Origin of the sequence: Halanaerobium saccharolyticum subsp. saccharolyticum DSM 6643, assembly GCF_000350165.1 — a bacterium.
GTDB classification, from domain to species: domain Bacteria; phylum Bacillota; class Halanaerobiia; order Halanaerobiales; family Halanaerobiaceae; genus Halanaerobium; species Halanaerobium saccharolyticum.
Genome location: NZ_CAUI01000015.1, coordinates 273464 through 300460, shown reverse-complemented (window position 1 = coordinate 300460; position 26997 = coordinate 273464). Strand labels below are relative to the sequence as shown.

Sequence of the window (26997 nt, the reverse complement as noted above, 5' to 3'; positions counted from 1 at the left end):
TGAAATTTTTTATGGCTCCAATTTTTCGAAAGAGTAATTTATAAATAATTTTCTGAATATTTAAACTTATATTATGTTAATAAGGTTCGATAATTGGGTTAAATCGTTTTGTCACATGCCGAAAGGCAGGAGGTAAAAGATGAAAAAATTTATTAGTTGGATTTTTTTGGTTATATTTTTCATAACTAATGTTTTAATTCCAGGTCCCCTTTCTAGTGTTTATGCACAACAGATAGTAGTTGATCAACATAATACTTCTGAATTAAAGATAATTAATAATGTTACAAATGTTAGAACTAATAGTGATTATGTATTTGATGACGGAAATGCTTTAAATTCTTTTGAAGATTTTAATGTTTATCAAGGTAATATTGTAAACTTATATCTTTCTGATGGTACTGAAAATCTAATTAATCTTGTACATAATTCAATTACTAATATAGATGGAACACTTAATTCAATTAAAGATAATGATATTGGTGGTAGCATATATTTCCTCAATCCTCATGGTATTATGATTGGTAAAACTGGCGTTGTGAATGTCGGATCTTTAACCGCGGTTACTCCTACTCAAAATTTTATGGATAATATATTTACTTCACCAGGGAATATTATTCCTCAAATAATTGATGGAAATATTCCAATAACGGAAAGCGGACTCATCTCTGTAAGAGGTGAGATTAATGCTGTTAATGATATTAATTTAAAAGCTGCAAAAGTTGTAGTTGACGGCAGTGATGGAGGACGGGGAATTTTAATAACAGATGCAGATTACAGTGAAAAAAATAGAGCAAACACAGATAAAAGTAATTTTTTTGATGTTGTAAATGTTAATGGAATTGAAGAAGGTGAAGAGCTGCTAGTTGAAAATGGAGAAATTATTATTACTGCTGGTAGTGATGATGGCTCGGAGGCTGCTGTTGAAATTAATGAGGTAGAAATAATAGCAGAAAATGTTGAAATAAATGCAGAGTCAACTATAGATGAAAAAAATTATTCAGGAGTTATTAATAAAAATATTAATTCACAAATTACAATTGATTCATCAAGAATCGAAGCTTCTGACAGCATAAATATTAAAAGTTATTCTGATACTGACTTAGAATTCGGCAGCTCTGTACTAGATTCAGAAGATAGTACTGATGCTGCTTTAGCTATATCAAATTTAGAAAGTAAATCTCAGATTATTGTAGGAGGTTCAGAAAATAATGAAACTGTATTAAAAGCAGCTGGTGAAATAAATATAACTGCAGATAATAAGGTGAATCTCAAAGCTGAAGCTGATGCTTCCGGCAGCAATAAAATAGGAGGAACTGTTGCTATAAATACACTTGTGACTGAAACAAGTGCTGTATTAGAGGATGATGTCCAAATAGAAGGAGACCCTAATAAAGTTAATGTTCAAGCTAATTCTAAAAATGAAGTTAATAGTACTGCTTTAGCTTCTAGAGAAGGTGTGATTATAGATGAAAATTATGAACAGAGTGATACAAAAGAACAGCTGCAAAATTATTCTGATCAAATCTCAGTCAGCACTTCTACTGGAGATGCAAGTGGGATAGATGCTGCAGCTGCATTTGCTGTAAATGATATTGATAGTAAGACAGAGGCTGTTATTAGAGGTGATGATCAACTTGAGAGTGATGCTGACTTTACTGTAGAGAGCAACTCGATTAATAATATTTTAGGAACAGCTGATGGAAGCAGCAATAGTGGTGAAGAAAATTCCATTGGTGTTGCAGCAGCTTTAAATTTAGTTAAGAGCAGAAATATTGCTTTAGTTGAGCGAGACCTTTCTGTTAATTCCTTAGAAATCAACGCAGGGACTGCTGATTATTTTGATAATAATGGAGATAACTCTTCAAATAATTATGAGCTAAATACGCTTATTGGTTCTTCTGGAGAAAATATAAGTGGAGCTGGTGGGCTCAGCTTAAATATTATAGATCAGCAGTACAGCTCACTTTTAAACAGTACTTTAAATTTAAGTGGAAATTTAAATATTAGAGCTTTTAATGATACACAACAGATAGCAAATACAATTTCTTTGGATAATTCAGATAGTAATAGTAAAATAGGTATTGGAGCAGCTGCTGCAGTAAATATATATAAAAACAATCTAACATCAGCAGTTATTAGCGAAGATGGTGCTGTGAATTCAGCAGAAAATATTGTTATTGATGCAGAAGGGATTAATATTACTGATACATATGCAGAAGTAGGAGTTTATGGTGATTTGGTAGTTGTCCCAGTTAGTTCAATTTCTCTGATTAAAAATCAGGTTGAAGCTGGTATAGCAGAGAGCAATTTAGAGAATAGTAATTTAGATAATATATCTAATCTAACTATTAATAGTAAAAACGAGAATAAAGTTGATACTACTGCAGTTGGAACTACACATTCTTCAAACATTGGACTAGGTGCATCTATGTCATTAAATGTTATTGAAAATAGCTCAAAAGCTTTTTTAAATAGAGATGTAGATAATGCAGGAGATATTACTGTAAAATCTCAAAATTATTCTCATGCTTTGGCTGACTCTAAAGCTGGTTCAAGCGGAGAAAATGAAAGTGATTCTGAACATCCTTCAGCAAGCTTAGAAGATAAAATTGCTTCACAGCTGGAATTTTATCAGCAAAAACAGGAAGAAGATTCCGAAACTGCTGTTTCTACTAGTACAAAAGAAGGTAAACTGGAGGCCGCTGCAGCTGTGTCAATAAATATAGTTGAAAGCAGTTCTGAAGCTGAAGTTGCTAAACCGGCTGATTCAGAAGAAAAGATACAGATTAATGCCTCTAATTTAGCGATAACTGCCGCAGGACAGACGGATTCTATTTTGAAAGCTGATGGAAGTACCGTAAATGATGAAGTCATGGTTGGACTCGCAGCAGCTGCTGCAGTCAATAAAGTTAACTCAACTAAGAGCAGTTATTTAGGTGCAGGGAATTATAATATTGATTCCTTAACAATGAATTCAAAAGATGCTTCAAATCCTTTTTCAGTAGAGACTGATTTATACAGTGATTTTACTGCTGAAGCTGTTTCTGGTGCTGGATCGCAAAAAGTTGGTCTGGCTGGTGCACTTGCTCTAAATATAATTGAAGAAAATCATGCTTTAATAAAAATAGAAGCTGATTTGGATATTAATTTAAACGAAAGTTCTAATAATGCTGATTTAATTTTAAATGCTGAAAATAGATCAAATTCTACAGCTATAGCTCTACCAAGTGGTGATGGAGGGAGTGGAGATGTAGGTGTAGGTGCTTCGGTTGCTGTAAATGAACTAAATGAAGGTGTCGAGGTAAGCATATCTGATAACACAAATTTTAATACTGAAAAAAGGAAATTAGATAAAATAGCATTGAGCGCTTATTCTGATTTTAATACCCATACTGAGGCAGAGGCAGGTGCAGCAGGTGGAGTTGCAGTTGATACATCACTAGCATTTGCTGACTTAAATCATGAAAACAAGATTTACTTTGGAAGTGGAAACATTCTTAATTCAAATTTAGATTTTGAAGCTCTAAATATAAGTAGTGGAGCAAATTTTGCTGAGGCAAGGGGAATTGCCGAAGGAGATGATGTAGGGTTAGGTGCTTCCGGTGCTGTAATTCTTTCAAATACTAAGTCTTCTGATGGTAAAATGCTTGAGGAAGAACTTTATTTAAATTCAATTCTTATAAATAGAGATTTAAATATAGGTGGAGAAATTGGGTTGAAAGCGGAATCAGACCGCAGTTATGAGGCACTCTCATATGCAAGCTCAATGGGAGCAGATTCTTTAGTGAGTGATAGTTTGAGTCAAAAAGTTCTAAGTGAAAACAAAGATAATCAGCAGGTTGAAGAATCAGTGGAAATGAATAATTCTGCTGAAGAAGAAACAAGCTCTCAACTTCCAGCTGGTGGAGCTAAAGTAGAAGTAGCTGCATCCCTTGGACTATTATATCTTAATGATGATGTGCGAGCAGCTATTATAGGAGGCAGCAGCAAAGCAGACCAAAGACAGATTCAGGCTGGTAAAGATATTAAAGTTGAGGTAATAAATAAAAGTAATTATAGAACAAAAGCTGATTCTTATAGTGTTGGCCAGGGAATATTTTCAATCCCAGATAACAGCATAGGTGCCGCAGCTGCTTTAAATATTACTCGCAGCAATAGTGAAGCTTATATAGGAGATTATAACACTATTAAAAATGCTGATAATATTTATATCAGTGCCAAATATTTTCAGAATAATGATCAAAATTTTGCAGATAAAATTTCGGCAGAGTCTATATCAGGTACGGCTTCAAAAAAGATTTCCGGCTCTGCATCGATGGCATTAATTAACAGCAAAAATTCAACAACTGCATATCTTGGAAGTTCTGAATTCAATGATACTGGCATAAATGATTTAAATATAAACTCCTATGACCTCACCAGAATCTCTGCAGCTGCACTTAGTGGAGCTGCAGGTGGTAAAGTTGGTGTTGGGGGTTCAACTGCAGTTATATTAACAGATAATAAAAATCATGCATATTTAGCTTCAGATAGCAAAATATATGTAGATAACTTAAATATTAAAGCTGAAAGTAAAAAAGTTGATAGTGAGATTATGGAGATGGATAATTTTAATTCACTTGACCTGATGTCTTTAATTGGAGAAAAAAATTATTATGCTCAAGCTGCAGCTGGAAGTGCAGGTGGCAAAGCTGCTGTTTCGGGTTCATTGGTTTATAACAAAATTTCTGATTCGACAAAAGCCTATACCGGAGATAATACCGAAATAAGAGCTTTTAAAAATATTAATCTAAGTGCTGAAAACAGTAAAACTGCAGCAGCAGCTACGGGTAGTGTTGGCCTAGCTGCAAGTGTAGGAGTAGGGCTTGCTGGGGCAAATATAATTTATGAAAATGAAACTAAAAGTTATATAGGAGAAAATAATAAAATAATTAGTTATAATGATATAAAAGTTATGGCTCAAAACAATTTGGATCTTGATTTATATGGTATTAGTGCAGCTGCCGCGGGAACATTTGGCCTTTCAGGTGTATTCAATTATGTTAATTCTCAAAATAATGTAGAAGCCTATATCGGCAGGTCCAGCAGGATCATGGCAGCTCAGAATATTGCTCTAGATGTTGAGAATGAATTTTCTCTCTTAAATTTAAATGGAGGAGCAGCAGCTGGTGGAACTGTTGGTATAGGTGTTTCTGCAGCGATAAATAAAATAAATAATAAAAGCAGCGCCTATCTTACTGAAGGAGTAGAAATAAAAGAAGAATATCTTAAAGATATAATAATTGTTGAGCCTTTAGAACTTTCTAATTTTGAAGTATATATATTGGCTGAAGCAGTTGAGATTTCTGAAGAAGAGTACAGCTTGACCCGCTATCATCTGCTTTCGAGTGCTGACATAGAAAAATTGCAGAAGTCAGAACTAGCTGAGCTTAAAGTATACAAATTCAGTGAAATTAGTGAAGATTACACATTAGCTGATGACTTAAGTAAAATAGAGAATAAAAATATATATGAAATAGAAAATAATGAAGTTTTAACAGAAGACATTATAGATGAAGAAAATGAAATAAAATTATTTGCTGGTGATAGTTTAAGTTTTGAAGATAAAGAGAAGCTTTTTGATGCAGGTTATAAAAGTGTAGAGATTACCGCAGTTATTTACAGCAGTGGTGAGATATTATCTTTGTATGATCTTGAAGATCTTAAAAGTAATTTGGACAATAATCAAGAATTAAGACTAACAGCTCTTGTTATAGAAGATAATGAACTGCAGAGTGAGCATAAAACAAATTTACTAAATATAAAGGCTCAGGGAAGCAGTAAAGTTAACAGTTTATCAGCTGGTATAGGTGCAGCAGGAACATTTTCTCTTGCGGGGTCTTCGGTAATTACAGATTTAAACAGTGAGACTACAGCCTATATAGACTCAAATAATGACAATAAGTCAATTATTAACTTAAATAAAAAATTAGAAATTGAAAGCAAAGAAACTAATACTGTGAATACAAAAGCTGGAGCTTTATCTTTTTCAGGTATAGCTGCTGTAGGTGGATCATACAATCAGCTCGATTTGAATAGTAAAGTTAGCTCCTATATAGGAGAAGGTGCAGAAGTTAAGATCAATAGATACAGAAATAATCTAACTGAACTTAATTTAAGATCAGATTTAATTAATCAAGTAGATGCCGAAACATTGGGGGGAGCAGCAGCAGTCGGTGGTGGAGCAGTGGGTGCAACTTATTTAAACATAAGTGATCAAAGCAGAGTCACTACTTATCTGGCTGATGATGGCCGCTATAATAATATTCATCTGCTGAGTTTGGATTCTTATTATAAACTTAAATCCAAAAACACTGATCAGCTTAGGGCAAGAGCAATCGGTGCAGCAGCGGGTCTCTATCTTGGTGCAGGAGCTGCAAAAAGTGATGTAAAAATAGATTCGCAAACAGCTTCCTATTTTGGGGATAACCTGAGAATTCAGCAGGAAGAAACCCCTTACTTATATGGCAGTCAAGTTAAAGTAAATTCATTTTCTGATTATGGTGTTGATAATTATGCATTTGCAGGAGCTATGGGAGCTGGATCACTAAACGGTGCTCATGCTCTATCAGTGCTTAATGCTGAAACCAAAGCTTATACAGGCAGCAATTTCTATCTAGATTTAGGTAGAGATTATTATAGAAATAATAATTTTGAAGTCATATCTAAGAATAGAAACAACATAAAAACTAAGGCAGAGGGATTAAATATTGGCGGAATTAGTGTTGGTGTTTCTTATTCTCAAAGTAGAATTAATAATAAAATCGAATCCTATTTAGCTGAAAATAATAATATCAATGTAGCAGGAGATATCACCATTCAGTCAGCAAACTTGATGCCTCAAAACAGCAGTAATTATTCAGCTTCTGCAGAAAGCAATTCGGCGGTAGGAACTTTACTTGGTGGTAATGGCTCTATTGCAGAAGTTAAAAATTACAGTGAAATTTATGCAGGAGCTGCTGAAAACAGCAGTATTGAGCTTATGGGAGATTTTTCAGTAAATTCTTTTAACCGTAGTTCTTTAAGTGCTGAAGCAAGTGGTGTTACTGCAGGATTGGCTGCAGCTGGTTATACTAAAGCAAAAATAGAATCAGCTGTTCATACTAAATCAGAGATTGCTGAAAATACAGTTTTGAAAAATGCTGATAAATTTAACCTAAAAGCAGATTCTGATGATTTATTTAATACTGATGTTATTTCAGGTAGTGGTGGAGGAATTACTGGAAATGCAGCTGTAGCAGAGATAGTTAATAATGCACTTACAGAATCTGTATATTTAGGAGAGTCAGAAAGCGGGTTTACAATTGGTGATGTATATATTTATTCTAATTATAATCTTAGATTTAATTCTACAGTAGACAGCCTTAATGCTTCTGTTATTGGAGGGAGTGGGGCTAAAGCTGCAAATGATATTAATTCTAATGTTAAGATAGAAATTGGATCTTCTGATAGGTCTGCTGCTCTATATTCAGATAATCTTTATTTAAATGCTCAAAATGATATTAATAAAATAAGACCAGCTGCTGGAAAATATAATGCTCAATCAAGCTCTGGAGGAGTTTTAACAGGTGCAGCTGCTAATAGTGAGAGTAGATTTAATATCGGCACCAAAGTTAATATCTATGATAGTGCTGAGCTGAGAACTAGAGAGGATATATCAATAGATGCTGAGAATTTATTTAATCTCTATGATAGAAGCAAACTTGATGCTTCAGGTGTTATTTCTATAGCTGGATCTAAATCTTTATTAAATGTGGAGAATTCAGAGAGCATAATAAATATTGGAGATGCTGAATTAAAAAGTGGAGGTAGTATTGATATAGGAGCCTTTAGTCAGGCCTATCTAAGCAGCAGTGCTAATACTAAAACATACGGCTTGGCTTCTTCAGGAGAAGGAGAATCTTACACGGTATTTAATAACAACAACAAGGTGTTAATCAACTCTGGTGCTCTACTTTATTCTGGTAAATATTTAGATATATCAGCCGGTGCTAATACCTCAGGAAAGATTAACAACTTTAATCTTTATGCAGATACAGATGTTTATAATAAAACCATAAATCCAGTTGATAAAAACAAAGTTAAAGCATATTCACGTCTGAATGAAAATAATATCATCAAAATTGATTCAGGTTCTACTCTAAATGCAGTCAATGATATAAATTTAAAATCTGCAGAGAGCAAAAGAAGTGTTTCTGCTTCAGGTAGAGGTAAAGATCTTTATAAAAAGATATTAGAAGAAGTCTCAAATTTCTTTAGAAAACTTGTTGGTGCAGATGAAATTTCAATCGAAATCAAAACTGGTTCTGCAAGCACCAGCAATAAGCGCAGTGTTGAGATAGATGGTTCTCTAACAGCGGGTATACACAATAAAATGTATTTAGAGCTGGATACTAATGGAGATGTTAAAGTTAAAAGTTCTGGTCTTTCTTACAATGAAAGAAAAGAAGATGTAGTCTCAAATATGATAGATAGAATTACCGAATTAAGAGAACTGCAGGCAGTTTACAATAATGATGATAATTCCTTTACAGCTTATGAAATAGAAATTAATTTTCTGCTAAATTCGCTTAAACGTCGTGGTTTGGTTGAGATTGATGGAGATGGTAATATTTATCCACTGCGTTCGATTGAAGTGAGCAAAATAGCTTTAGATGATCTATATGCAAGTGGTGGTGATATAGATATCGAAAGCGCTGTTCTGCAGGGGAGTGGCTCACTGACAGCAAATAGTAACCCAGAAATTAATATTAAAAATAATAGTGCTAAATTTTTAGAATTAAATAAAGCTGTGATTGGAGAAATAGGAGGTAGAGTGAGAGTCAACAATAAACAGACTGGTCAGTACTCAAATCTAAATATAGAGAACAATTATGATCCAGATAATTATTATCCTCAAATAATTGTTCATAATACATTTAAGCCGATGGGTGAAACAGAAATTGGTACTGATATTAATATTCAGGATACTATTTTTAATGAAATGGGAGAAATTAAAATTACTAGTGATGAAGGCAGCATTCATATCTACGGCAAAGATAGTGATGATACACCTGATCTAACAGCAGAAACTGTTAATTTAAAAGCAGGTCAAGATATTGTACAGTCCTATAAAAAAGGATTTGTGCATGTAGGTGGAGCTCCAAGATTTTTATGGCGAGATATACAGGAAGAAATGGGCTCAAGTGATAATACTACTGGAAATTATGATGAATATAGACCTGCAGAGGGCTCGAGAATTGCCGGAAACAATATATTCTTAAGTGCCACTTATTTGAATTTAAATGGATTAATCCAAAGTGGTCTTCCTTACTGGAACCTTGAACTTAGTGATCTTGAAACAGAAATTGAAAAATATATAAGTGATTGGGAAGATATAGGTAAACCTGATTTAAAAAATTTCAATGATTTACAAAATTATCAGTTAAGTGCTTTTGATAATGAAGATAGAAGAAGTGATCAGGAAATAGCAGCTTATTTTAATCCACAAACAGAACAAATTGAGCTAAATAATGCTGTTGTCAAAGGTGGTTATATCGAAATTTTTGGAGAAATTTCTAATACAGGTGGTGGAGAAATTAAAGCAGTTGATGGTTATGGCAGGATAAATATCAGCAACAACACACCTTACAATATGGTATTAAACAACCTGGATACAGGTAATGAAATCGACTCTCTGATCAGGATAACTGATACTGCAAATACTACAGAACGAGAAATTGCTGACCAAATCACAGCTGTACCGATTACAACAGAATACAGACGAAATGGAAATAGGATTTCTATAAATGAATCAATAAGCTATAACAATAATGGCCAGCAGATCAGCCAAGACCTCGGCACAAATTATTTAGATGGTAGAAATACATCTTACACACCGGCTGAAGGTCTCCGCTATAATTGGACTTTAGGAGAAGATTTTACAGAAAGATTTGTTGGAGTAGGTTATTCGTCTGATTTTATTGGAGATATATATTTTAATAGTGATGACTACAATGACTCATGGCAAAAAATAAGTGATGGAGATTTAGAGCTGCTTAAAGATGGAAGTTACACGAGTATCGGTAAAGATATTGATGGTGATGGAGAAAGTCAAATTTATGAATATAATTTTAGTAATTATGAAACTAGTGATAAGGAGCGGGTAAGCCGCCAACGCTGGAGAATTTTTGGAGGATTTTATTGGGTTAGAGATATCTGGGAACAGGGTTCACAGGATATACACACCCATTCCATTAAATCTGATTATAAAATACCAATAGAATTTATTGGTGAGGATAGTGGTGAACTAAATATTATGAGCAGTGGAGGAGGAGATGTAATTCTAAATGGCTCATTGAACAATGGTTATGGTTCAATTGATATTAATTCAGATGCTTCTCTAAAACAAAATAATTTTAATGCTCGCCTGACTGCAGATTCCTTTAATCTTAAAGCAGATGGTGGAATTGGTGAAGAGCACTTCTCTTTGAAGCTTGATGCCCGTAATAATGGTTTTATAAATGCTCAGTCTCTAAATGGCAGTATATTCATAGAAGATACAATTTCTAATATGAATATCGCAAATATAAGTGCAGCAGATAAGGTTAGGCTTAGAGCTGCAGATAATATCTATTCTAGTTTGAATACAGATAATGCAAAGATTAGAGGAGCAGAAATAGAGCTGATTTCAGAAAATGGTTCTATCGGAAGCAGCAATAAATACCTGCTGATTGATTCGACAGAAGATAAAGGCCTTACAGTGCTTGCTTTAAATGATATAAATATAAGTGAAGTAGAAGGAGATTTACCTCTTAATAGTGTAAAATCAATTGCTGGAGATATAAATATTGAAGTTAAAGCTGGAAACTTAATAGATGTAAATACAAATGAAATTAATGATGAGCGGACAATAGATGAGCTCAATAGACACTGGGATGAAATGCTTTTGAGAGGAGAAGCTGCTGAAGAAAGTAAGAATAATGCACTAAGTGAATACAGCAGCACTAAAGAAGCAGAGTATCATGAGTATTGGGAGCTCAGAGGTTTAAAGGCTGAAAAATATGATGATAATAGAAATATTATTTATACAGTAAATGAATATGATGAAAGTGAAGCAGATTTAAGATTCCAAGAACTGCATGAAGTATACGGTTCAGAGGAGTATAAAAACAACTGGAGTTTTTTGGATGATTTTAGTGAAGAGAAAAAAGATAGAGCTATTGCAGATATGAGCTGGACCGAAAAAAGAAGTCAGCTGCTTGATGGCTATAAATGGACAGAAGATGAACTTCAGAACAGCCTCAGTCGTGAATTATTAATGAAGGGAACTACTGATACAGTAACTGAGATTGAAGAACCAAATCTGGAAGCAGAAAATATCTCTCTTTATGTTCACAATGGCAGTATAGGTACTAACAATGGAGAAATTATTATAGATCTAGATAATATTACAGATTATGAAAAGGCGAAGCTGCTTGCAGCTGAAGAAAAAGACATAGTACTTGATGAGGAAAATGGAAAAATCATAGTAATCGATAGAGAATCAGTTGATATTAAACTTCCTGAAGATGGAAGAATTACAGCCGAAGCAGTAGATCATGTCTATCTAGGCTCAGAAAAGAGTATTTATATCGATTCGATAATAGGTGGAAAAGAGATACGGGTTAAGGGTAAAAACGGTATCTATAGTACTACATCTGAAAGTGAAGTGAATATTGAAGGTAGTAGTACAATTTTAGAAGGAGGAGATGGTGGTTTAGGTACTATTAATAAAGAATTGATTTTAAAACTTAAAGAAGATTCTGATCTAATAGCTAGAACATTTGAAGATATAAATATCTATCAAAAAGATGGTGACCTTAATCTAACATTTATTTATAGTGAAAACGGAACTGTAAATTTAACTGCAGATGGTTATATAAATGATAGAAGAGGTGAAATCAGGGATTACACTATAAATGCTAATGGCTTGAATTTAGAATCTAAAACTGCTTCAATTGGTTCTCAAAATTGGCCCCTTTATATTAACTTAAATGAAGGCTCAGTTAGTAGTTTTAAAGCCGCTGACAGCATATTTATCAAAGAATATGATGGTGATATTATTCTGAACACAGCTGAAGCAGGAGATAAGATAATCATTAATGCTGATAATTCAATATATGCAGAAGATGCAGCCAAAGGAAAAATTGCTGGAGATATAATTGAACTAGAAGCCGAAACCGGCAGCATTGGAAGTCAAGATGCTCGAATTAAAACTTATTCAGGGACTGAGGTTAATGCTAAAGCAGATAAAGATATCTATCTTACAGAGTACAATGGAGATCTTAACTCTAAATATTTGTTGAGTAATAATATAATCGATCTATTAATTCTCAATGGTAACTTAAATGCAGATAATATTAAAACATCGAAATTAAAAGCTCAACTTTTAGAACCAGGAGCAAATGCAGTAATAGAAGAGTTAGAATTGGAAGAAGAATTAAAGCTTTGGGCTGATAATGTAGACATAAAGAAGTTAATTCACGAATCTGATATTCCATTGAATATATTTATAAGGGGTGGAAGAGGTAAGATGATGGATAACCTCAAACTCAATGTCCAGTCTAATAGTCCTTTGATCTTTAATAATTTAAGTGCTAATTTTTCAGAAATTAATGCAGCTGCAGACCAGCTTGAATTCTATGATTTTCAGGTAGGAAGTATAGCAGATATAAATAGTAACTATTATAAAGTTGTTGCTGATAATATAAATAAGATTTTGCATGATAGTCATCTGCAGCTTTATCCAGAAAAAGTACCATTTAATTTATTTATCGATACGATGCGCGAGTTAATAACTGATGCTTATGTTGTAAATTATAATGATGACTTTATTATTAACGAATTCAATTCAGAAAACAGTTTTATCAGAAGAAACAGCAATTTAAATTCTATAATTCAAAATAACAGCGGAGGTTATGATTTCTATACAGTCGGAAAAGGCAATATATTACCATTAAACGATTTAATCAATATAGATAATCTTGGTGACAGCGATGGTGATTTAGATGAATAAAAAAAATAAATATTCATTAAATATATTAAAGAATTATTTTAAGAATATAAACTTGATTATAACTTTAGTTGTTATTTTTATTATTTTCTCTTCTCAGTTTATTTATCTGCAAAGAATTAATGCAGCAGAGGAAGTTAAATTTGAAGTAAAAAAAATAGCTTATAACCCTTCTTCAATTTTGAGTGAAGATAAGTTGGAAGAGATAATAAAGAACTATGAAGATAAGGAAGTAAGTATTTCAGATTTGCAGGAGATGGTTAAAGAGATAAATCAGCTTTATAGTGAAGAAGGTTATATCACAGCTAAAGCAATTCTGCCACAACAGAGAGTTAATAACGGAATAATCAAAATTGAACTGATCGAAGGTTATATAGATAAATTAATTCTTGAAGGAAATACTGATACAAAAGACAGCTATATCTTAGATAGGCTGGCAGTTCATTCAGGTGACTTTTTGAATGTCCACACTTTAGAAGATGAATTATTTTATTTTAATGCAACAAATGATCTGATGCTCAGGGTTGAGCTTGAGGCAGGAGAGGAATATAAAAGCAGTAATTTAATCATTTTAGCAGAAGAAAGTCCTAAATATAGATTTTCTGTTTTTGCTGATAATAGAGGTCGCGAAGATACAGGAGAATACAGGAGTGGTTTTAGCTTCAGCAACCAAAGTCTTTTTGGATATAGAGATCAGTTGGGCCTCAGCTATTTTTTTACTGAAGGTAGTGATGGAGGTACATTAAGCTATAATTTTCCTATAAGCAAGAAAAATAGCAGGGCATATTTAAATTACAGCGAAAACACTTCTGAAGTAATAGCAGGTGAATATAGAACAGTAAATATTGGTGGTAATTATAATGAAATTTCTGCAGGTATTAGTTCACCGATCAAAGTTAAACTTGGAGAAAAAACAGAAGCTGCTTTGGAATATAAGAAAAAAGAGTCAGAGAATACATTTTCTAATATTCAATTAAAATCAACGGATATAGAAAACCTTATATTTAATTTAAGCAAACAAAAGGCATCTGTTAGAAGTTCAAGCAGTAGATATCATCGTTTGGTTTATGGAACTGCAGATTTTAATACAGGCTTTTTTAAAAATGAAAGTGAAGCTGATGAATTTTTAAAGTACAATTATTTTTTTCAATGGCAGAAAAGTTTTAAGCAAAATGATCTTTTCAGCTTTAAAACATACCTGCAGTTGACAGCTGATGAACTTCTACCTATTGCTGAGCAGATTTCATTAGGTGGAGGTAACAGTATTAGAGGTTATACAGAGGGTTATGCTTCAGGTGATCAAGGTGGTTATTTTAGTTTTCAGTATAAAATACCAGTAACCAAGAGAATTTCATATTATAATTTCTTTGATTTAGGTTTTGTCCTCCCTTATAAGGGCAATGAAGAAAATATAAATCAGGAAGATTATCTTTTTAGTACAGGTCTGGGTATAAATTTCAATCTTAAATATTCTACTGCTGCAGAGATTATTCTAGGAATACCACTTGATAAAAATGAAGATCCTCGCATCACATTCAGTATTCAAAAAAGTTGGTAGTTGGCATTATTAGTAATACTGATTATAGAAAAAATCTTAAGATTTACATTTAAATATCCATAGAGATAGAATTTTGTAATAGAGAAGATGCAGGTGAACCTCACCACCCAAATAAAATATTTGCATCAAAAGAGATACTAGCTTCCTTCGGATGGAGTTTTCTTGGAAGTTTTAGATAAAATAATGATGGGTTAAGCTGGGTTTGAAATTTCACTTAACAGGAAAGAGATTTAAATCGCGTTTTTCTCGTAACAAGCATAATATTAATTGAGATGCCTGTGAAGTTTACAACATTAAGAGTATTGGTATAGCCAGTGAGATGATTAGAAAGTTTTATCTGGACACCAAAATTGAGCATACAGGGCCAGATAGGCTTCATCCATACATTGTATTGGAGTCTAGCTGGCCTCTTTTTTTGCAATTTAACTTATAGATCTTTATAATTATAATTAGGATTTAAAATTATAAAAAGAGCAGTGATAAATAATGAAAAACTATGATTTTGTTCATTCCTGTATTTGAGTAATGGATTTAGAGAAGTCAATTGAGTTTTACAAAGATGCTTTAAATTTAAAATAGAGTTCTCGCAAAGATTTTTCAGAGAACAAGTTTACTCTGGTTTATTTAACAGATCAGAATGAGAATTTTGAGTTGGAGTTAACTTATAATTATGTAGAAGTCATCTGTATAAAATTGCTAAATGATTTTAATAAATCAAAAAACCCCCAAGAAACCTGCACTACCAGGGTAAACTTGGGGGTAAATTATCTTATTAAAATAAAATGGTGCCGAAGGAGGGATTCGAACCCTCACAGGCCAAGGCCCACAGCGCCCTCAACGCTGCGCGTCTGCCAGTTCCGCCACTTCGGCATAACAATTATATATTATAACATAAAATTTTTTGTTGTCAATATTTAGAGCGATTTTTTTGTTAATGAATCTAAAAGTAATAAAATTTTTTAATTAAGAATAAAGTAATGACGCTTTGTGGAACAAGCCTATCTGCTTATCTGCCGATAAATTCTGTAACTTTTATGCAGGAATTGAACTTATAATCACGAATATTAAGAATATGAGGGAATAAGGAGGCAATAACATTGGCAGACAAAAATACACAAGATAATAAAAATACACAAGATAATCAGGAATCCCCCAAAAAACATAAATGGCTGGGTATTTTAATTATATCCTTACTTTTATTATTCATTGGTCTTACAGGTTATTATTTAGAAAGTGGTTTAAAACCACTTGCTAATGGAAATGGTGATTTATCTGAAATGGAAGCGGAACAATCTTTATTTGATCAGATATTGTCTATTTTAGGAATGGGAGAAAGTGATTTTGATCAAGATTTAAACATCTTATTTGTTGGATTAGATGACGAAGAAAGTGTTGCTCTGGGGACTATCGAAGCTGATTCTATAGTTTTAGGAAGACTGAGACCTAAAGCAAATAGACTGCAGTTAGAGTACATAAATGAAAATTCAAAACATGAAGACAAGATATTAAAAAAATACAGTAAAGAAGATATTCAAATTGCTGTTGAAGAGATAACAAAAACAGAGATTGATTATTATGTTTATGTTAACTATCAGGGATTTGAAAAAGTAATTGATGAGTTAGGTGGAGTTCAGCTTAAATTAAAAGAAGATGTTAAAGTTCCTGGTTTAGGACTCGATTTAAAAGCAGGTAATAACCTTTTAGCTGGAAAAGAAGCTTTGAATTTTGTTCGCTGGAGCAGCTCTAATTATCTTCCCAGATCTGAAAGACAAAAAATGTTAATTCAAGCTGTAGTAGCTAAATTAAGAACAAATAATATAATGTTTAATGTTAAAGAACTTTATAATACTATTGTAGAGAGTTATAATTCTATTGAAACAGATATTAATACTGTACTTGCTGCAGAAATTTTTAATTACATCCGTTCCAACCCGCAATTAGAGTTAGAGTTTATTGATTAAATTAGAAAAAATAAGCTTTTAAGAAAAAATTATCTGTAGTCGATTTTACAAGTATTTAGTAGTATATTTAACATAGAATAATTTAATTACTGATAATAGCTGATATTAGATTTTGACTTGAACTGTGTTTTTATATATACTAGTTATTGCTGACGCGGTAATTATACTTTTGTTACTGCAGATGGGCGAATAGCTCAGTTGGGAGAGCACCTGCCTTACAAGCAGGGGGTCACAGGTTCGAGCCCTGTTTCGCCCACCATTTTTATTTGTAAATATAATAATTAAGAAGTGAAAAAGATTTTTATCTTTTAAGATACTTCTTAGCACGGAGGTGTAGCGTAGCGGTTTAACGCGCCGGCCTGTCAAGCCGGAGATCGCGGGTTCAAATCCCGTCTCCTCCGCCATTTTAGGTGGGATAGCTCAGTCGGTAGAGCAGTGGATTGAAAATCCACGTGTCGACAGTTCGATTCTGTCTCTCACCACCATTTTGTGCGGGAATAGCTCAGTGGTAGAGCATCACGTTGCCAACGTGAGGGTCGCGAGTTCAAATCTCGTTTCCCGCTCCATTAAATTGCAGTTTTGGGCGGCATAGCCAAGTGGTAAGGCAGAGGACTGCAAATCCTTTATTCGTCGGTTCAAATCCGTCTGCCGCCTCCATAATTACTTTACAAAGTGCAATTCTATTGATATAATACATAAATGTTACAGGTTAAATATTTTAATATATGCCGGGGTGGCGGAATTGGCAGACGCATCGGACTTAAAATCCGGTGGGAATTTATTCCCGTGTCGGTTCGAGCCCGACCCCCGGCACCACTTTTTTTACATATTTAACTTTTATTATTTTATTAAAAAGAAAAGTGATGCTGCTAAAGTAATTATAGCAAATGATGATTTTAAAATAAGTGCTAACTTAAATTTTTTAAGTTGGTATAGCTCAGTTGGTCAGAGCGCTACGTTGACATCGTAGAGGCCAGTGGTTCGAATCCACTTACCAACACCATTTTAATAATGTATAGGCCGGGGTGGCGGAATTGGCAGACGCATCGGACTTAAAATCCGGTGGGAATTTATTCCCGTGTCGGTTCGAGCCCGACCCCCGGCACCACTTTTCCACATTTATTGTGGATTTTTTTATTTGCTTAAATATTTGACTTTTTAAGAAATTAGGAATATAATAATAAAAAATAAAGAATTTAAATGCTTTGATAGGGAAGAGTAAATTTTTCTGACAGTTAAAAGAGAATTGTGCCGGCGGCTGAAAGCACATAACTGAACAGCAAATTGAAAACCACCCTGGAGCAGATAGGAGGAATAAAGTATTTCTATCCGGCTAAACCGTTATCCTGTTAAGTGAATAATAATTTTATTTATTCTAGATTTCATTTTAGAATTTATATAATTATTATTAACTAGAGTGGAACCGCGCAATCCGTCGTCTCTAATCTGAGATGAGGGATTTTTTTAGTTTTATAAAGGATTTTAGTATTAAAATAGTTTAAAATAATTTTAAGTGAAATTTTAAGGAGGAGAAGAAATGGAAAAAGTAAAAGTAACACTACCAGATGGATCAGTTAAGGAATATGATGCTGGTACAACAGTAAAGGATGTAGCTTATTCTATTGGTAGTGGTTTAGGTAGAGATGCAGTTGCTGGTGTAGTGGACGGCGAAGAGGTAGACGCTAATTATCCAATCGAAGAGGATGTTGAGCTTTCAATTATTACAATTGATAGTGATCAGGCATTAGAAATTTTAAGACATACCGCCTCCCATGTTATGGCTCAGGCAGTTAAAAGACTTTATGATAAGGTTCAGGTTGCAATTGGGCCTGCAATAGAAGATGGTTTTTACTATGATTTCAATTTAGAAGAAACTATCAACGAAGAATCACTAGTAGAAATTGAAGCAGAAATGCAGAAAATTATTGACGAAGATATTGAAATTGAAAGAAAAGTTCTGCCGAGAGATGAAGCGATAGCTTTAATGGAAGAAAGAAATGAAAAATATAAGCTGGAATTAATAGAGGAGTTAGAAGACGAAATGATTAGTCTCTATTTCCAGGGAGATTATGTAGATCTCTGTCGTGGACCTCACCTTCCTTCAACAGGCTATGTAAAAGCATTTAAACTAATGAATGTAGCTGGAGCTTACTGGCGTGGAGATGAAAACAATGAAATGCTGCAGCGGATTTATGGTACAGCATTTGCAAGCGAAAAAGATTTAGAAAAATACATCAACAGAATGGAAGAGGCTAAAAAACGTGATCACAGAAAATTAGGTAAAGAACTTGATCTTTTCAGTATTCAAGATGAAGGTAGAGGTTTTCCATTCTTTCATCCTAAAGGAATGGCTTTAAGAAATGAATTGGTTGACTTCTGGAAAGAAGAACACCGTAAAGCGGGTTACGAAGAAATTAAAACTCCAATAATTTTAGATGAATCACTCTGGCATCAATCAGGTCATTGGGATCATTACAAAGATAATATGTACTTTACTGAAATAGATGGTGAAACACATGCTGTTAAACCAATGAACTGTCCTGGTGGAATTTTAGTTTATAAGGATTCTATGCATAGTTATCGAGAACTTCCAATTAGAATGGCAGAATTAGGCTTAGTTCATCGTCACGAAATGTCAGGAGCTTTACATGGCTTAATGAGAGTTAGAAGTTTTACTCAAGATGATGCTCACATTTACTGTCTGCCAGATCAAATTGAAGAAGAATTAAGCGGTGTAATTAAACTTGTAGATAGATTATATAGTGCTTTTGGCTTTAATTATAATGTAGAATTAAGTACTAAACCAGAAAAAGCAATGGGAGATGACGCTCTCTGGGATGAGGCTACAGATGCTTTAAGAAATGCTGTAGAAAAAAATGATTTAGATTATGAAGTCAACGAAGGCGATGGAGCTTTTTATGGTCCTAAGATTGACTTTCATTTAGAGGATAGTATAGGTAGAACCTGGCAGTGTGGAACTATTCAGCTTGATTTCCAGATGCCCGAAAGATTTGACCTCAGCTATATTGGTCAGGATGGAGAAGAACATCGTCCTGTAATGATCCACAGAGCAATTTATGGTAGTATTGAACGCTTCATTGGAATTTTAATTGAGCACTTTGCCGGTGCCTTTCCAACCTGGATTGCACCAGTACAGGTAGAAATAATACCGGTATCTGATGATCAAATAGACTATGCTCTAAAAGTAAAAGAAGCACTAAGTCAAGAAAAAATTAGAGTTGAAGTTGACAGCCGCTCGGAGCAGGTTGGGTACAAAATTAGAGATGCTCAAGTTAAGCAAATTCCATATATGTTAATTGTTGGAGGTCGGGAAGAGGAAAATGAGACAGTTTCTGTGCGAGACAGACGCGAAGGTGATTTAGGTACAAGCAAACTCTCTGAATTCAAAGCTAAAATTTTAGAAGAAATTGAAACTATGGCTATTAATCAAGACGAATTATAATAAGCAGATTATTATACCCCGGTTTTAAAACTGGGGTATAAATTACATATTTTTAACTGGGGGTTGATTTTTTTGGAAAAAATAAAATTAGCAGTAATTGCAGGGACTCCATATGATACAATGCTAGGTAGAGATTATTATAGTTCAAAAGGTTATGATATTGTATCAGCCTATACCTCAGAAAGTTCAGCTGAGCAAAATAAACTTCAGTACAGCAATCCGGAAAAGCTGCAGCAGATTACTCTTGATAAGATTATGGAATTAAAAGAGCAGGGAGCCAAAGCAGTGATTATTTATTGTAACTCTTTAAGCGCTGTTTTAGACAAAGAAGATTTAATTAGAAGTTCTGGCCTAGCCTTATTAACTCCTTTAGATGTTTATAGAAATCTTTCTGTTTCAGCATCTAAAAAAATTGCAATTTTAGCTGCTAACTCACAGAGTGCTGTTAAAATAGAAAAAATAATAGCTAAAAATAATTCTAAAACAGAATTTATTACAGCGGGAGTTATGCCTATTATAAACGCTATTGAAGCAAAAATTGAGCCTGGAAATATTTATGATGACCATGGTCTCAAGGAATTAATAAACTCTTTTCAAAAAATGGGAGCCGACTATCTCTTACTTGGCTGTACTCATTTACCATATTTAAAAAATGAAATTGATGACAATTTTGAAAAAATTATTGATCCAGCAGATGAAATTTTAGATATGCTTTTAGAACAAATTTCTTGACAGACTAAGTACCCTATGCTATACTAATTAAGGAAAAGAAAGTAGAAACGCCTGTTTCTCACCAGTCAGAACTGGTTAATATCAGTATTTCCGCTTTGAGTTTAGCTCTCAGCGGGAGTAGTAGACCTATCTTTAGGATGGGCTATCTTTAGCTGATTATTGAATTTAACGGGTGGTTTCTACCACTCGTTTTTTGTATATTTGTTGTTTTTTTATATCACTCAGGAGGTGCATAAATATCGTTAATGATTTAAGAGTTAATGATCGCATTAGAGCAAGAAAGGTTCGTCTGATCGATCAAGAAGGAGAGCAAATTGGTATCAAGTCATTGAATGACGCATTGGATCGTGCTGCAGAATATGGTATGGACTTAGTAGAAGTTGCTCCACAGGCTAATCCACCTGTATGCAGAATTATGGATTATGGTAAGTATAAGTACGAACAGGCTAAGAAAGAAAAAGAAGCCAAAAAGAACCAGAATGTAATGAATGTTAAAGAAGTTCAGATGGGTGTTAAAATTGAAGATCACGATTTTAACGTTAAGTTAAAGCAGGCCCGTAGATTCCTCAACGATAAGGATAAAGTTAAGGTAAGAATTCGTTTTAGAGGAAGAGAAATGATGCATAAAGAATTAGGATATGATCTTATGGATCGTTTAATTGAACAGACTAAAGATATTGGTAAAGTAGAAAGTAAGCCTAAAATGGAAGGTAGAAATATGATGATGTTTCTAACTCCAGAGAGTGACAAATAGTAAATAATAAAATATCTAATAAATTTTTAATTTATAAGATATTTATCGATTAATAATTATTACAGTATTAGGAGGTTAAATCATGCCAAAGCAAAAAACACACAAAGGTATTGCTAAAAGAGTAAAAACTACAGCTAATGGTAAGCTTAAGCATCACAAAGGATTTCACAGTCATATTTTAACCAAGAAATCCGGTAATAGAAAAAGAAATTTGCGCAAAGCTAAGTTATTGAATAAGACATATCAAAAGAAGTATAAATCATTATTACATGGATAATCATAATTAATAAAATAGTATAAAAAATAATATATGTTAAAATTTTGGAAGGAGTGTCATTTAAGATGCCACGTGTAAAAAGAGGAAATAAGGCGCGTAAGCGTAGAAAAAAAGTTTTGAAGATGGCTAAGGGATATTTTGGATCCCGCAGTAAATTATATCGTCCTGCAAATCAGGCAGTAATGAAGTCTCTACATTATGCATATAGAGATAGAAGAAATAAAAAGAGACAATTTAGAAAGCTTTGGATTACTAGAATCAATGCAGCAGCTAGAAATGAAGGTCTTTCTTACAGCCGTTTCATTAATGGTTTAAGACAGGCTAATGTAGAAATAGATCGTAAAATGTTAGCTGATCTTGCAGTTAATGATTCTGACGGCTTTGCTGATTTAGTAGATCTAGCAAAAGAGCAGTTAGGAAATTAATTAAATGAATATAATCAGCAGTTCTCAAAATGATAAGATTAAATATCTAAATAAGCTTTACCGGAGCAGAAACAGACGTAAGGAAGGTGTCTTTATTCTCGAGGGTAAAAGGCTTATTGAGGCTGCGTTAGCAGGAGGAGCAGATTTTAAAAAGGTCTTTCTTACTCCTGCTTTTTTTAAATCGGCTGAAAATGATAATCTACTGGCTGATTTAAAATTAAAGGCAGAGTTTATTTATCTTGAAGAAAGTCTTTTAAAAGAAACTGCATCTACGGTTAATCCACAGGGAATTTTAGCAGTAGTAGAAGAGTCTGTTTTCAAAGGTGATTATTTTTATCAAAAGGCAGATAAAATATTGCTTTTAGATAGAATTCAAGATCCTGGTAATATGGGAACAATGATTCGAACAGCTGTTGCTGCAGGCTTTGATGGGATAATTGCACTCAAGGGTTCTGTAGATATCTATAATCAAAAAGTTATCCGAGCTACTATGGGAGGAATTTTTTCTATAGCTATCAGACAGAAGCTGAGTCAGGAAGAATTTTTAACTGAAATTGGAAAAGAAGCTGCAGACTACGAACTACTGGCAGCTGATATTGAAGCTGAAGAATATCATTTTGAGCATAATTACAGCAATCAATTAATTTTGATGATTGGTAATGAGGCAAATGGGCTGGATTCTAAACTTATGGATGCTGCCACTTCAAAAATAAAAATTCCACTGGCAGGAGAAATTGAATCTTTAAATGCAGCAGTTGCTGCTTCAGTTATTGCTTTTGAAATACTTTCACAGCAGCTTAAATTGTAATTTTAAACTTTTAAATTTTTTCTTGTTAGAGATTTTTTTCTATGGTATAATTAATGGAGAATATAATATTTAAAGGCAGAGAAGGAGAAAGTAACTAAATAAGATTTTAAGAGAGATTAACTGCAGCAGCTGAAAGCAGTTAAATTATTAAATTTAGTGAAATTCACTCTGGAGCTGAGGGCTGAAATTAGTAAGCTTATCCGGAAGTAAATACTTTCGTTAACAAATAAAGTGATTCCACATTAAACTGTGGGATAATCAGGGTGGTAACACGGTATCTCGTCCCTTTAGGGCGGGATTTTTTCTATTTAAGCTAAAAAAATTATTGATATACATATAACATGGAGGTGTTAATTTTGGATCTATTAGATGATCTAAAAAAGATTGAAAAAGAAGCAGAAGCAGAGCTGAAAGAGGTTGAAGACCTCGATCAGTTAGAAGAAATGAGAATTAAGTATTTAGGTAAAAAGGGATCAATTCAGTCTGTTTTTTCTCAAATGGGTAAAATTGACGCTGATCAACGACCGGTAGTTGGTAAAGAAGCAAATATTTTAAAAGGAAAAATTCAAAGCTGGCTGGGTGAACACAAAGAAAGATTAGAAAAAGAAGCTGCTCAAAAACGGTTTGAGGCAGAGAAAATCGATGTAACTTTACCAGGTAGTGAAGTTGAAGCAGGTAGAAGTCATCCTTTATCTCTGGTAACTAAAGAGTTAGAAGATATTTTTATTGGTTTAGGATTTGATATTGCAGAAGGGCCAGAAGTTGAAAGTGAATATTACAATTTTGAAGCTTTAAATATTCCAGCCCATCATCCTGCTCGTGATTTACAGGATACACTTTATATCGATGACCATTATTTACTGAGAACTCATACATCACCGGTGCAGATAAGAACTATGGAAGCAGAAGAACCACCTGTAAGAATTATTGCTCCTGGTAGAGTTTATCGTTCTGATGAATTAGATGCATCTCACTCTCCAATTTTTCATCAAACAGAGGGCTTAGTAGTTGATAAGGATATTGCTTTCAGTGATTTAAAAGGAACGATTGAATTAATTGTTGAAGCCTTATTTGGTAAAGATAGAGATGTTAGATTCCGTCCGAGCTATTTCCCTTTTACAGAGCCCAGTGCAGAGGTTGATGTTTCCTGTATTGTTTGTGGAGGAGAAGGTTGTCCCTTGTGTTCTCATACAGGTTGGTTAGAAATAATGGGAGCCGGAATGGTACATCCAAATGTACTCGAAATGTCCGGTTATGATAAAGATCTTTACAGTGGCTTTGCTTTTGGAGTTGGACTTGATCGTCTTGCCTTATTAAAATATGGGATTGATGATATTAGAGTCTTATACGAAAATGATAAGCGCTTTTTACATCAGTTTTAATAAAGTGATTTGAATAAATTTGCAGCTTTTTTGCTGCTGATCTTGATAAAAAGAAAGGATGATAAATTTGCAGATATCATATAACTGGTTAAAGAAATATATTGATCTGAATTTTACTCCAGCAGACCTTTCAGAAAAACTGACTATGGCTGGTCTGGAAGTTGAAGGAGTAGAATATTTAGGAGAAGGCTTAAAAGATATTATAATTGCTAAAATAGAATCAATTAAAGAACATCCAGATGCAGATAAACTTGTAATCTGTATGGTAAGAACTGCAGCAGATAAAGACTTAATTCCGGTTGTTACAGGAGCACCTAATGTGGAAGCCGGTCAGATGGTTCCATTTGCAGAAGTGGGAACAACTCTTCCTAATGGAATGAAAATTGAAGAGGTAGAGCTTAGAGGCCAGATTTCTCAAGGAATGATCTGTTCTAAAGATGAGCTGGGACTGCAGGAAGAAAGAGCAGCAGGAATTATGGTTTTAGATGAATCAGCTCCTTTGGGAGCAAGTTTTCTTAAATATAAGAGACTGGATGATTATGTATTTAAACTTGATTTAACACCTAATTATGCCCGCTGTCTGGGAATGATTGGGGTGGCTCGGGAAATAAAGTCTCTCTATGCTCAGGAAAAAACTTTAAATACACCTCCAATTTCTTTTTCAGAAGCTGAAGAGCTGGGAAATATAAATGATTATGTTGAGGTAGAAATTGAAGATCCAGATCTATGTCCTCGTTATACTGCTCGCTTAGTCAAGAATGTTGAAGTCAAAGAATCACCAGAGTGGATTCAGCGCCGGCTTAAGGCAGCAGGAATCAGACCAGTAAACAATGTGGTTGATATTTCTAACTTTGTTTTAATGGAATATAATCAGCCGCTGCACACCTTTGATTTTGATAAAATTAAAGATGGTAAAATTATTGTGCGTAGAGCCGAAGCTGATGAAAAAATTATGACCTTAGATGATGAAGAAAGAGGCTTAGATGATGAAATGCTGGTTATTTCTGATCCAGAAAAAGCAGTAGCTGTTGGTGGAGTTATGGGTGGAGCCAATACTGAAGTAACAGCAGAAACCACCAATGTTTTAATTGAATCTGCCTACTTTAACCCAGTAAGTATTCGAAAAACTGCCAAGAAATTATCAATGCATTCGGATTCTTCACACCGTTTCGAAAGAGGTGTAGATATAGAAAAAGCAATTGAGGCTAATAATCGTGCCTGTCAGATGCTGGCTAAATGTGATGGTGCTAAAGTAGTGCCTGGGGTAATAGATGAGTATCCTTTAGAATACGAGGCAGCAGTTATTAATCTAGAAACAGCAAGAGTTAATCAGCTTTTAGGAATTAAATTAGAGGCAGCAGAAGTTAAGGAGAGCTTAGAGCGTTTAGGATTTGAAGTTAAAGAAGCTGCCCAAAAGGGTGAATTCGAAGTAACAGTTCCTTCCTTTAGAACAGATGTAACCCAGGACGCTGATTTAGTAGAAGAAATAGCACGGGTTTATGGTTATAATAAAATTCCATCTACTAGACCTATTTCAAAGCAGCGAGGTAAAAGATCTCCGAAGCAGAAATTTGAAAAAAGAGTTGAAGAGCTGCTCCAGGCAGGTGGTTTAGATGAGGTAATTACCTATAGTCTCCAGGATAAGAAAAATTATCAGGATTTAAACTTAAGTCAATTTGAGGATTTTTCTAAATTTGTCAGCATTAAAAATCCATTGAGTGAGGCTTATGCAATTTTAAGAACAACACTGGTTCCTGGAATAATCGATGTCCTATCTTCCAATGCCCGTCGTCAGGGATCTGAAATGGCTGTTTTCGAAACTGGTACAGTTTTTAGAAATCAAGGTGGGAATAACCGTCCGGAAGAACTAAATAAACTTGGTGGTGGAATATTTGGATATGAAAATGATATCTGGCAGCAGGGAGCACCTAACTTTTTTGCTTTAAAAGGAGTGCTGGAAATGCTTTTCGAAAGAATTCAGCTTGATAATTATCAGTTTATTCCTGATAATGATAACCGAGATTTTCTCCATCCGGGACGCAGAGCTGAAATTAAATATGATCAGACTCAGACCTTTGGTTTTATCGGTGAAATTCATCCAGAGCTTGCTGATCAAAATGATTTACCTGCAGGAGCGACTATTTTTGAAATAGATTTAGACTTTCTATTTGAAGTAACTGCAGAAAAGTCTTATAATTATCATAAATTAGTAAAATATCCAGTACTATCTCGTGATCTTGCAGTTGTACTGGAAGAAGAAATAGCTGTAGGCGATATCTATCAATCAATTAAAGATGTCGGTGGCGCTATGCTTAAAAATCTGGAGCTTTTTGATATTTATCAGGGAGATCAGATTAAAGATGGCTATAAAAGTGCAGCCTTTGAATTGAAATTTCAGGCAGCAGATAGAACTTTAACTGATCAAGAGGTAAATGAGCGTTTTAATCAGATAGTAAAGCATCTCAAAAAAGAATATTCTGCAGAAATTAGAGGAAATTAAAATTTTAGGCAGGAATTTCGACTTTTGTAATGAATATAATAAAGTAGACTACCATAGTTGGAGAT

The 26997-nt window shown here is 33.8% G+C and carries 11 protein-coding genes, 9 tRNA genes and 2 other annotated features; of the genes, 19 read left to right on the top strand and 1 reads right to left on the bottom strand.

Features of this window, described 5'->3' with window-relative positions; genetic code table 11:
* Positions 1-139: 139 nt before the first annotated feature.
* Together HSACCH_RS06725 and HSACCH_RS06720 are read left to right on the top strand one after the other, a co-directional pair.
* A complete protein-coding gene (locus tag HSACCH_RS06725) occupies positions 140-13075 on the top strand; it encodes a leukotoxin LktA family filamentous adhesin (protein ID WP_005488774.1) in 12936 nt (4311 codons plus the stop codon).
* Entirely contained in the window at positions 13068-14630 is a 1563-nt protein-coding gene (locus tag HSACCH_RS06720; RefSeq protein ID WP_005488773.1) for a ShlB/FhaC/HecB family hemolysin secretion/activation protein, read from the top strand. The genes HSACCH_RS06725 and HSACCH_RS06720 overlap by 8 nt, the downstream gene beginning before the upstream one ends.
* A 783-nt stretch (positions 14631-15413) precedes the next feature.
* Here HSACCH_RS06720 and HSACCH_RS06715 read toward each other — a convergent pair.
* Positions 15414-15500, bottom strand: a tRNA-Leu gene (locus HSACCH_RS06715).
* 227 nt (positions 15501-15727) lie between these two features.
* Here HSACCH_RS06715 and HSACCH_RS06710 point away from each other — a divergent pair.
* The 17 genes from HSACCH_RS06710 to pheT all read left to right on the top strand — a co-directional run bounded on the left by HSACCH_RS06710 (position 15728) and on the right by pheT (position 26932).
* Positions 15728-16591: an LCP family protein gene (locus tag HSACCH_RS06710; RefSeq protein ID WP_005488772.1), complete on the top strand. Its 864-nt coding sequence runs from the start codon at positions 15728-15730 to the stop codon at positions 16589-16591.
* A 183-nt stretch (positions 16592-16774) separates the two neighbouring features.
* A tRNA-Val gene (locus HSACCH_RS06705) sits at positions 16775-16850 on the top strand.
* A gap of 68 nt (positions 16851-16918) precedes the next feature.
* Positions 16919-16995: transfer RNA gene (locus tag HSACCH_RS06700), tRNA-Asp, on the top strand.
* A 5-nt stretch (positions 16996-17000) separates the two neighbouring features.
* Positions 17001-17076, top strand: a tRNA-Phe gene (locus HSACCH_RS06695).
* 6 nt (positions 17077-17082) lie between these two features.
* Positions 17083-17157: transfer RNA gene (locus HSACCH_RS06690), tRNA-Gly, on the top strand.
* 16 nt (positions 17158-17173) lie between these two features.
* A tRNA-Cys gene (locus HSACCH_RS06685) sits at positions 17174-17248 on the top strand.
* Positions 17249-17318: 70 nt separating this feature from the next.
* A tRNA-Leu gene (locus tag HSACCH_RS06680) sits at positions 17319-17407 on the top strand.
* Between the two features lie 110 nt (positions 17408-17517).
* Positions 17518-17594, top strand: a tRNA-Val gene (locus HSACCH_RS06675).
* Between the two features lie 16 nt (positions 17595-17610).
* Positions 17611-17699 (top strand) — tRNA-Leu (locus tag HSACCH_RS06670).
* An 88-nt stretch (positions 17700-17787) separates the two neighbouring features.
* Positions 17788-18037: a binding site (T-box leader), on the top strand.
* A 91-nt stretch (positions 18038-18128) separates the two neighbouring features.
* Positions 18129-20054, top strand: coding sequence for a threonine--tRNA ligase (gene thrS, locus HSACCH_RS06665; RefSeq protein ID WP_005488771.1), 1926 nt, complete (start codon positions 18129-18131; stop codon positions 20052-20054).
* 72 nt (positions 20055-20126) lie between these two features.
* Positions 20127-20786 (top strand): aspartate/glutamate racemase family protein, encoded by a 660-nt coding sequence (locus HSACCH_RS06660; RefSeq protein ID WP_005488770.1) that lies wholly within the window; start codon positions 20127-20129, stop codon positions 20784-20786.
* Positions 20787-20985: 199 nt separating this feature from the next.
* Positions 20986-21540 carry a translation initiation factor IF-3 gene (infC, locus tag HSACCH_RS06655; protein WP_084815750.1) on the top strand — a complete coding sequence of 185 codons (555 nt, stop codon included), beginning with the start codon at positions 20986-20988 and terminating at the stop codon, positions 21538-21540.
* 82 nt (positions 21541-21622) lie between these two features.
* The gene (rpmI, locus tag HSACCH_RS06650) at positions 21623-21817 is read left to right on the top strand and encodes a 50S ribosomal protein L35 (protein WP_005488768.1); all 195 of its coding nucleotides are present in this window, start codon (positions 21623-21625) and stop codon (positions 21815-21817) included.
* A 65-nt stretch (positions 21818-21882) separates the two neighbouring features.
* Complete coding sequence (gene rplT, locus HSACCH_RS06645) at positions 21883-22242, top strand: 50S ribosomal protein L20 (protein WP_005488767.1); 360 nt, start codon at positions 21883-21885, stop codon at positions 22240-22242.
* A gap of 4 nt (positions 22243-22246) precedes the next feature.
* Positions 22247-23050: a TrmH family RNA methyltransferase gene (locus HSACCH_RS06640; protein ID WP_005488765.1), complete on the top strand. Its 804-nt coding sequence runs from the start codon at positions 22247-22249 to the stop codon at positions 23048-23050.
* A gap of 69 nt (positions 23051-23119) precedes the next feature.
* Positions 23120-23340: a binding site (T-box leader), on the top strand.
* A 66-nt stretch (positions 23341-23406) separates the two neighbouring features.
* Positions 23407-24432 (top strand): phenylalanine--tRNA ligase subunit alpha, encoded by a 1026-nt coding sequence (gene pheS, locus HSACCH_RS06635; protein WP_005488764.1) that lies wholly within the window; start codon positions 23407-23409, stop codon positions 24430-24432.
* A 67-nt stretch (positions 24433-24499) separates the two neighbouring features.
* A complete protein-coding gene (pheT, locus tag HSACCH_RS06630; protein WP_005488762.1) occupies positions 24500-26932 on the top strand; it encodes a phenylalanine--tRNA ligase subunit beta in 2433 nt (810 codons plus the stop codon).
* Positions 26933-26997: the final 65 nt, after the last annotated feature.

Bases quoted from the DNA above. Each gene is read 5' to 3' on its own strand.
- HSACCH_RS06725 (WP_005488774.1), top strand. From the start codon at position 140: ATGAAAAAATTTATTAGTTGGATTTTTTTGGTTATATTTTTCATAACT.
- HSACCH_RS06720 (WP_005488773.1), top strand. From the start codon at position 13,068: ATGAATAAAAAAAATAAATATTCATTAAATATATTAAAGAATTATTTT.
- thrS (WP_005488771.1), top strand. From the start codon at position 18,129: ATGGAAAAAGTAAAAGTAACACTACCAGATGGATCAGTTAAGGAATAT.
- rpmI (WP_005488768.1), top strand. From the start codon at position 21,623: ATGCCAAAGCAAAAAACACACAAAGGTATTGCTAAAAGAGTAAAAACT.
- rplT (WP_005488767.1), top strand. From the start codon at position 21,883: ATGCCACGTGTAAAAAGAGGAAATAAGGCGCGTAAGCGTAGAAAAAAA.
- HSACCH_RS06640 (WP_005488765.1), top strand. From the start codon at position 22,247: ATGAATATAATCAGCAGTTCTCAAAATGATAAGATTAAATATCTAAAT.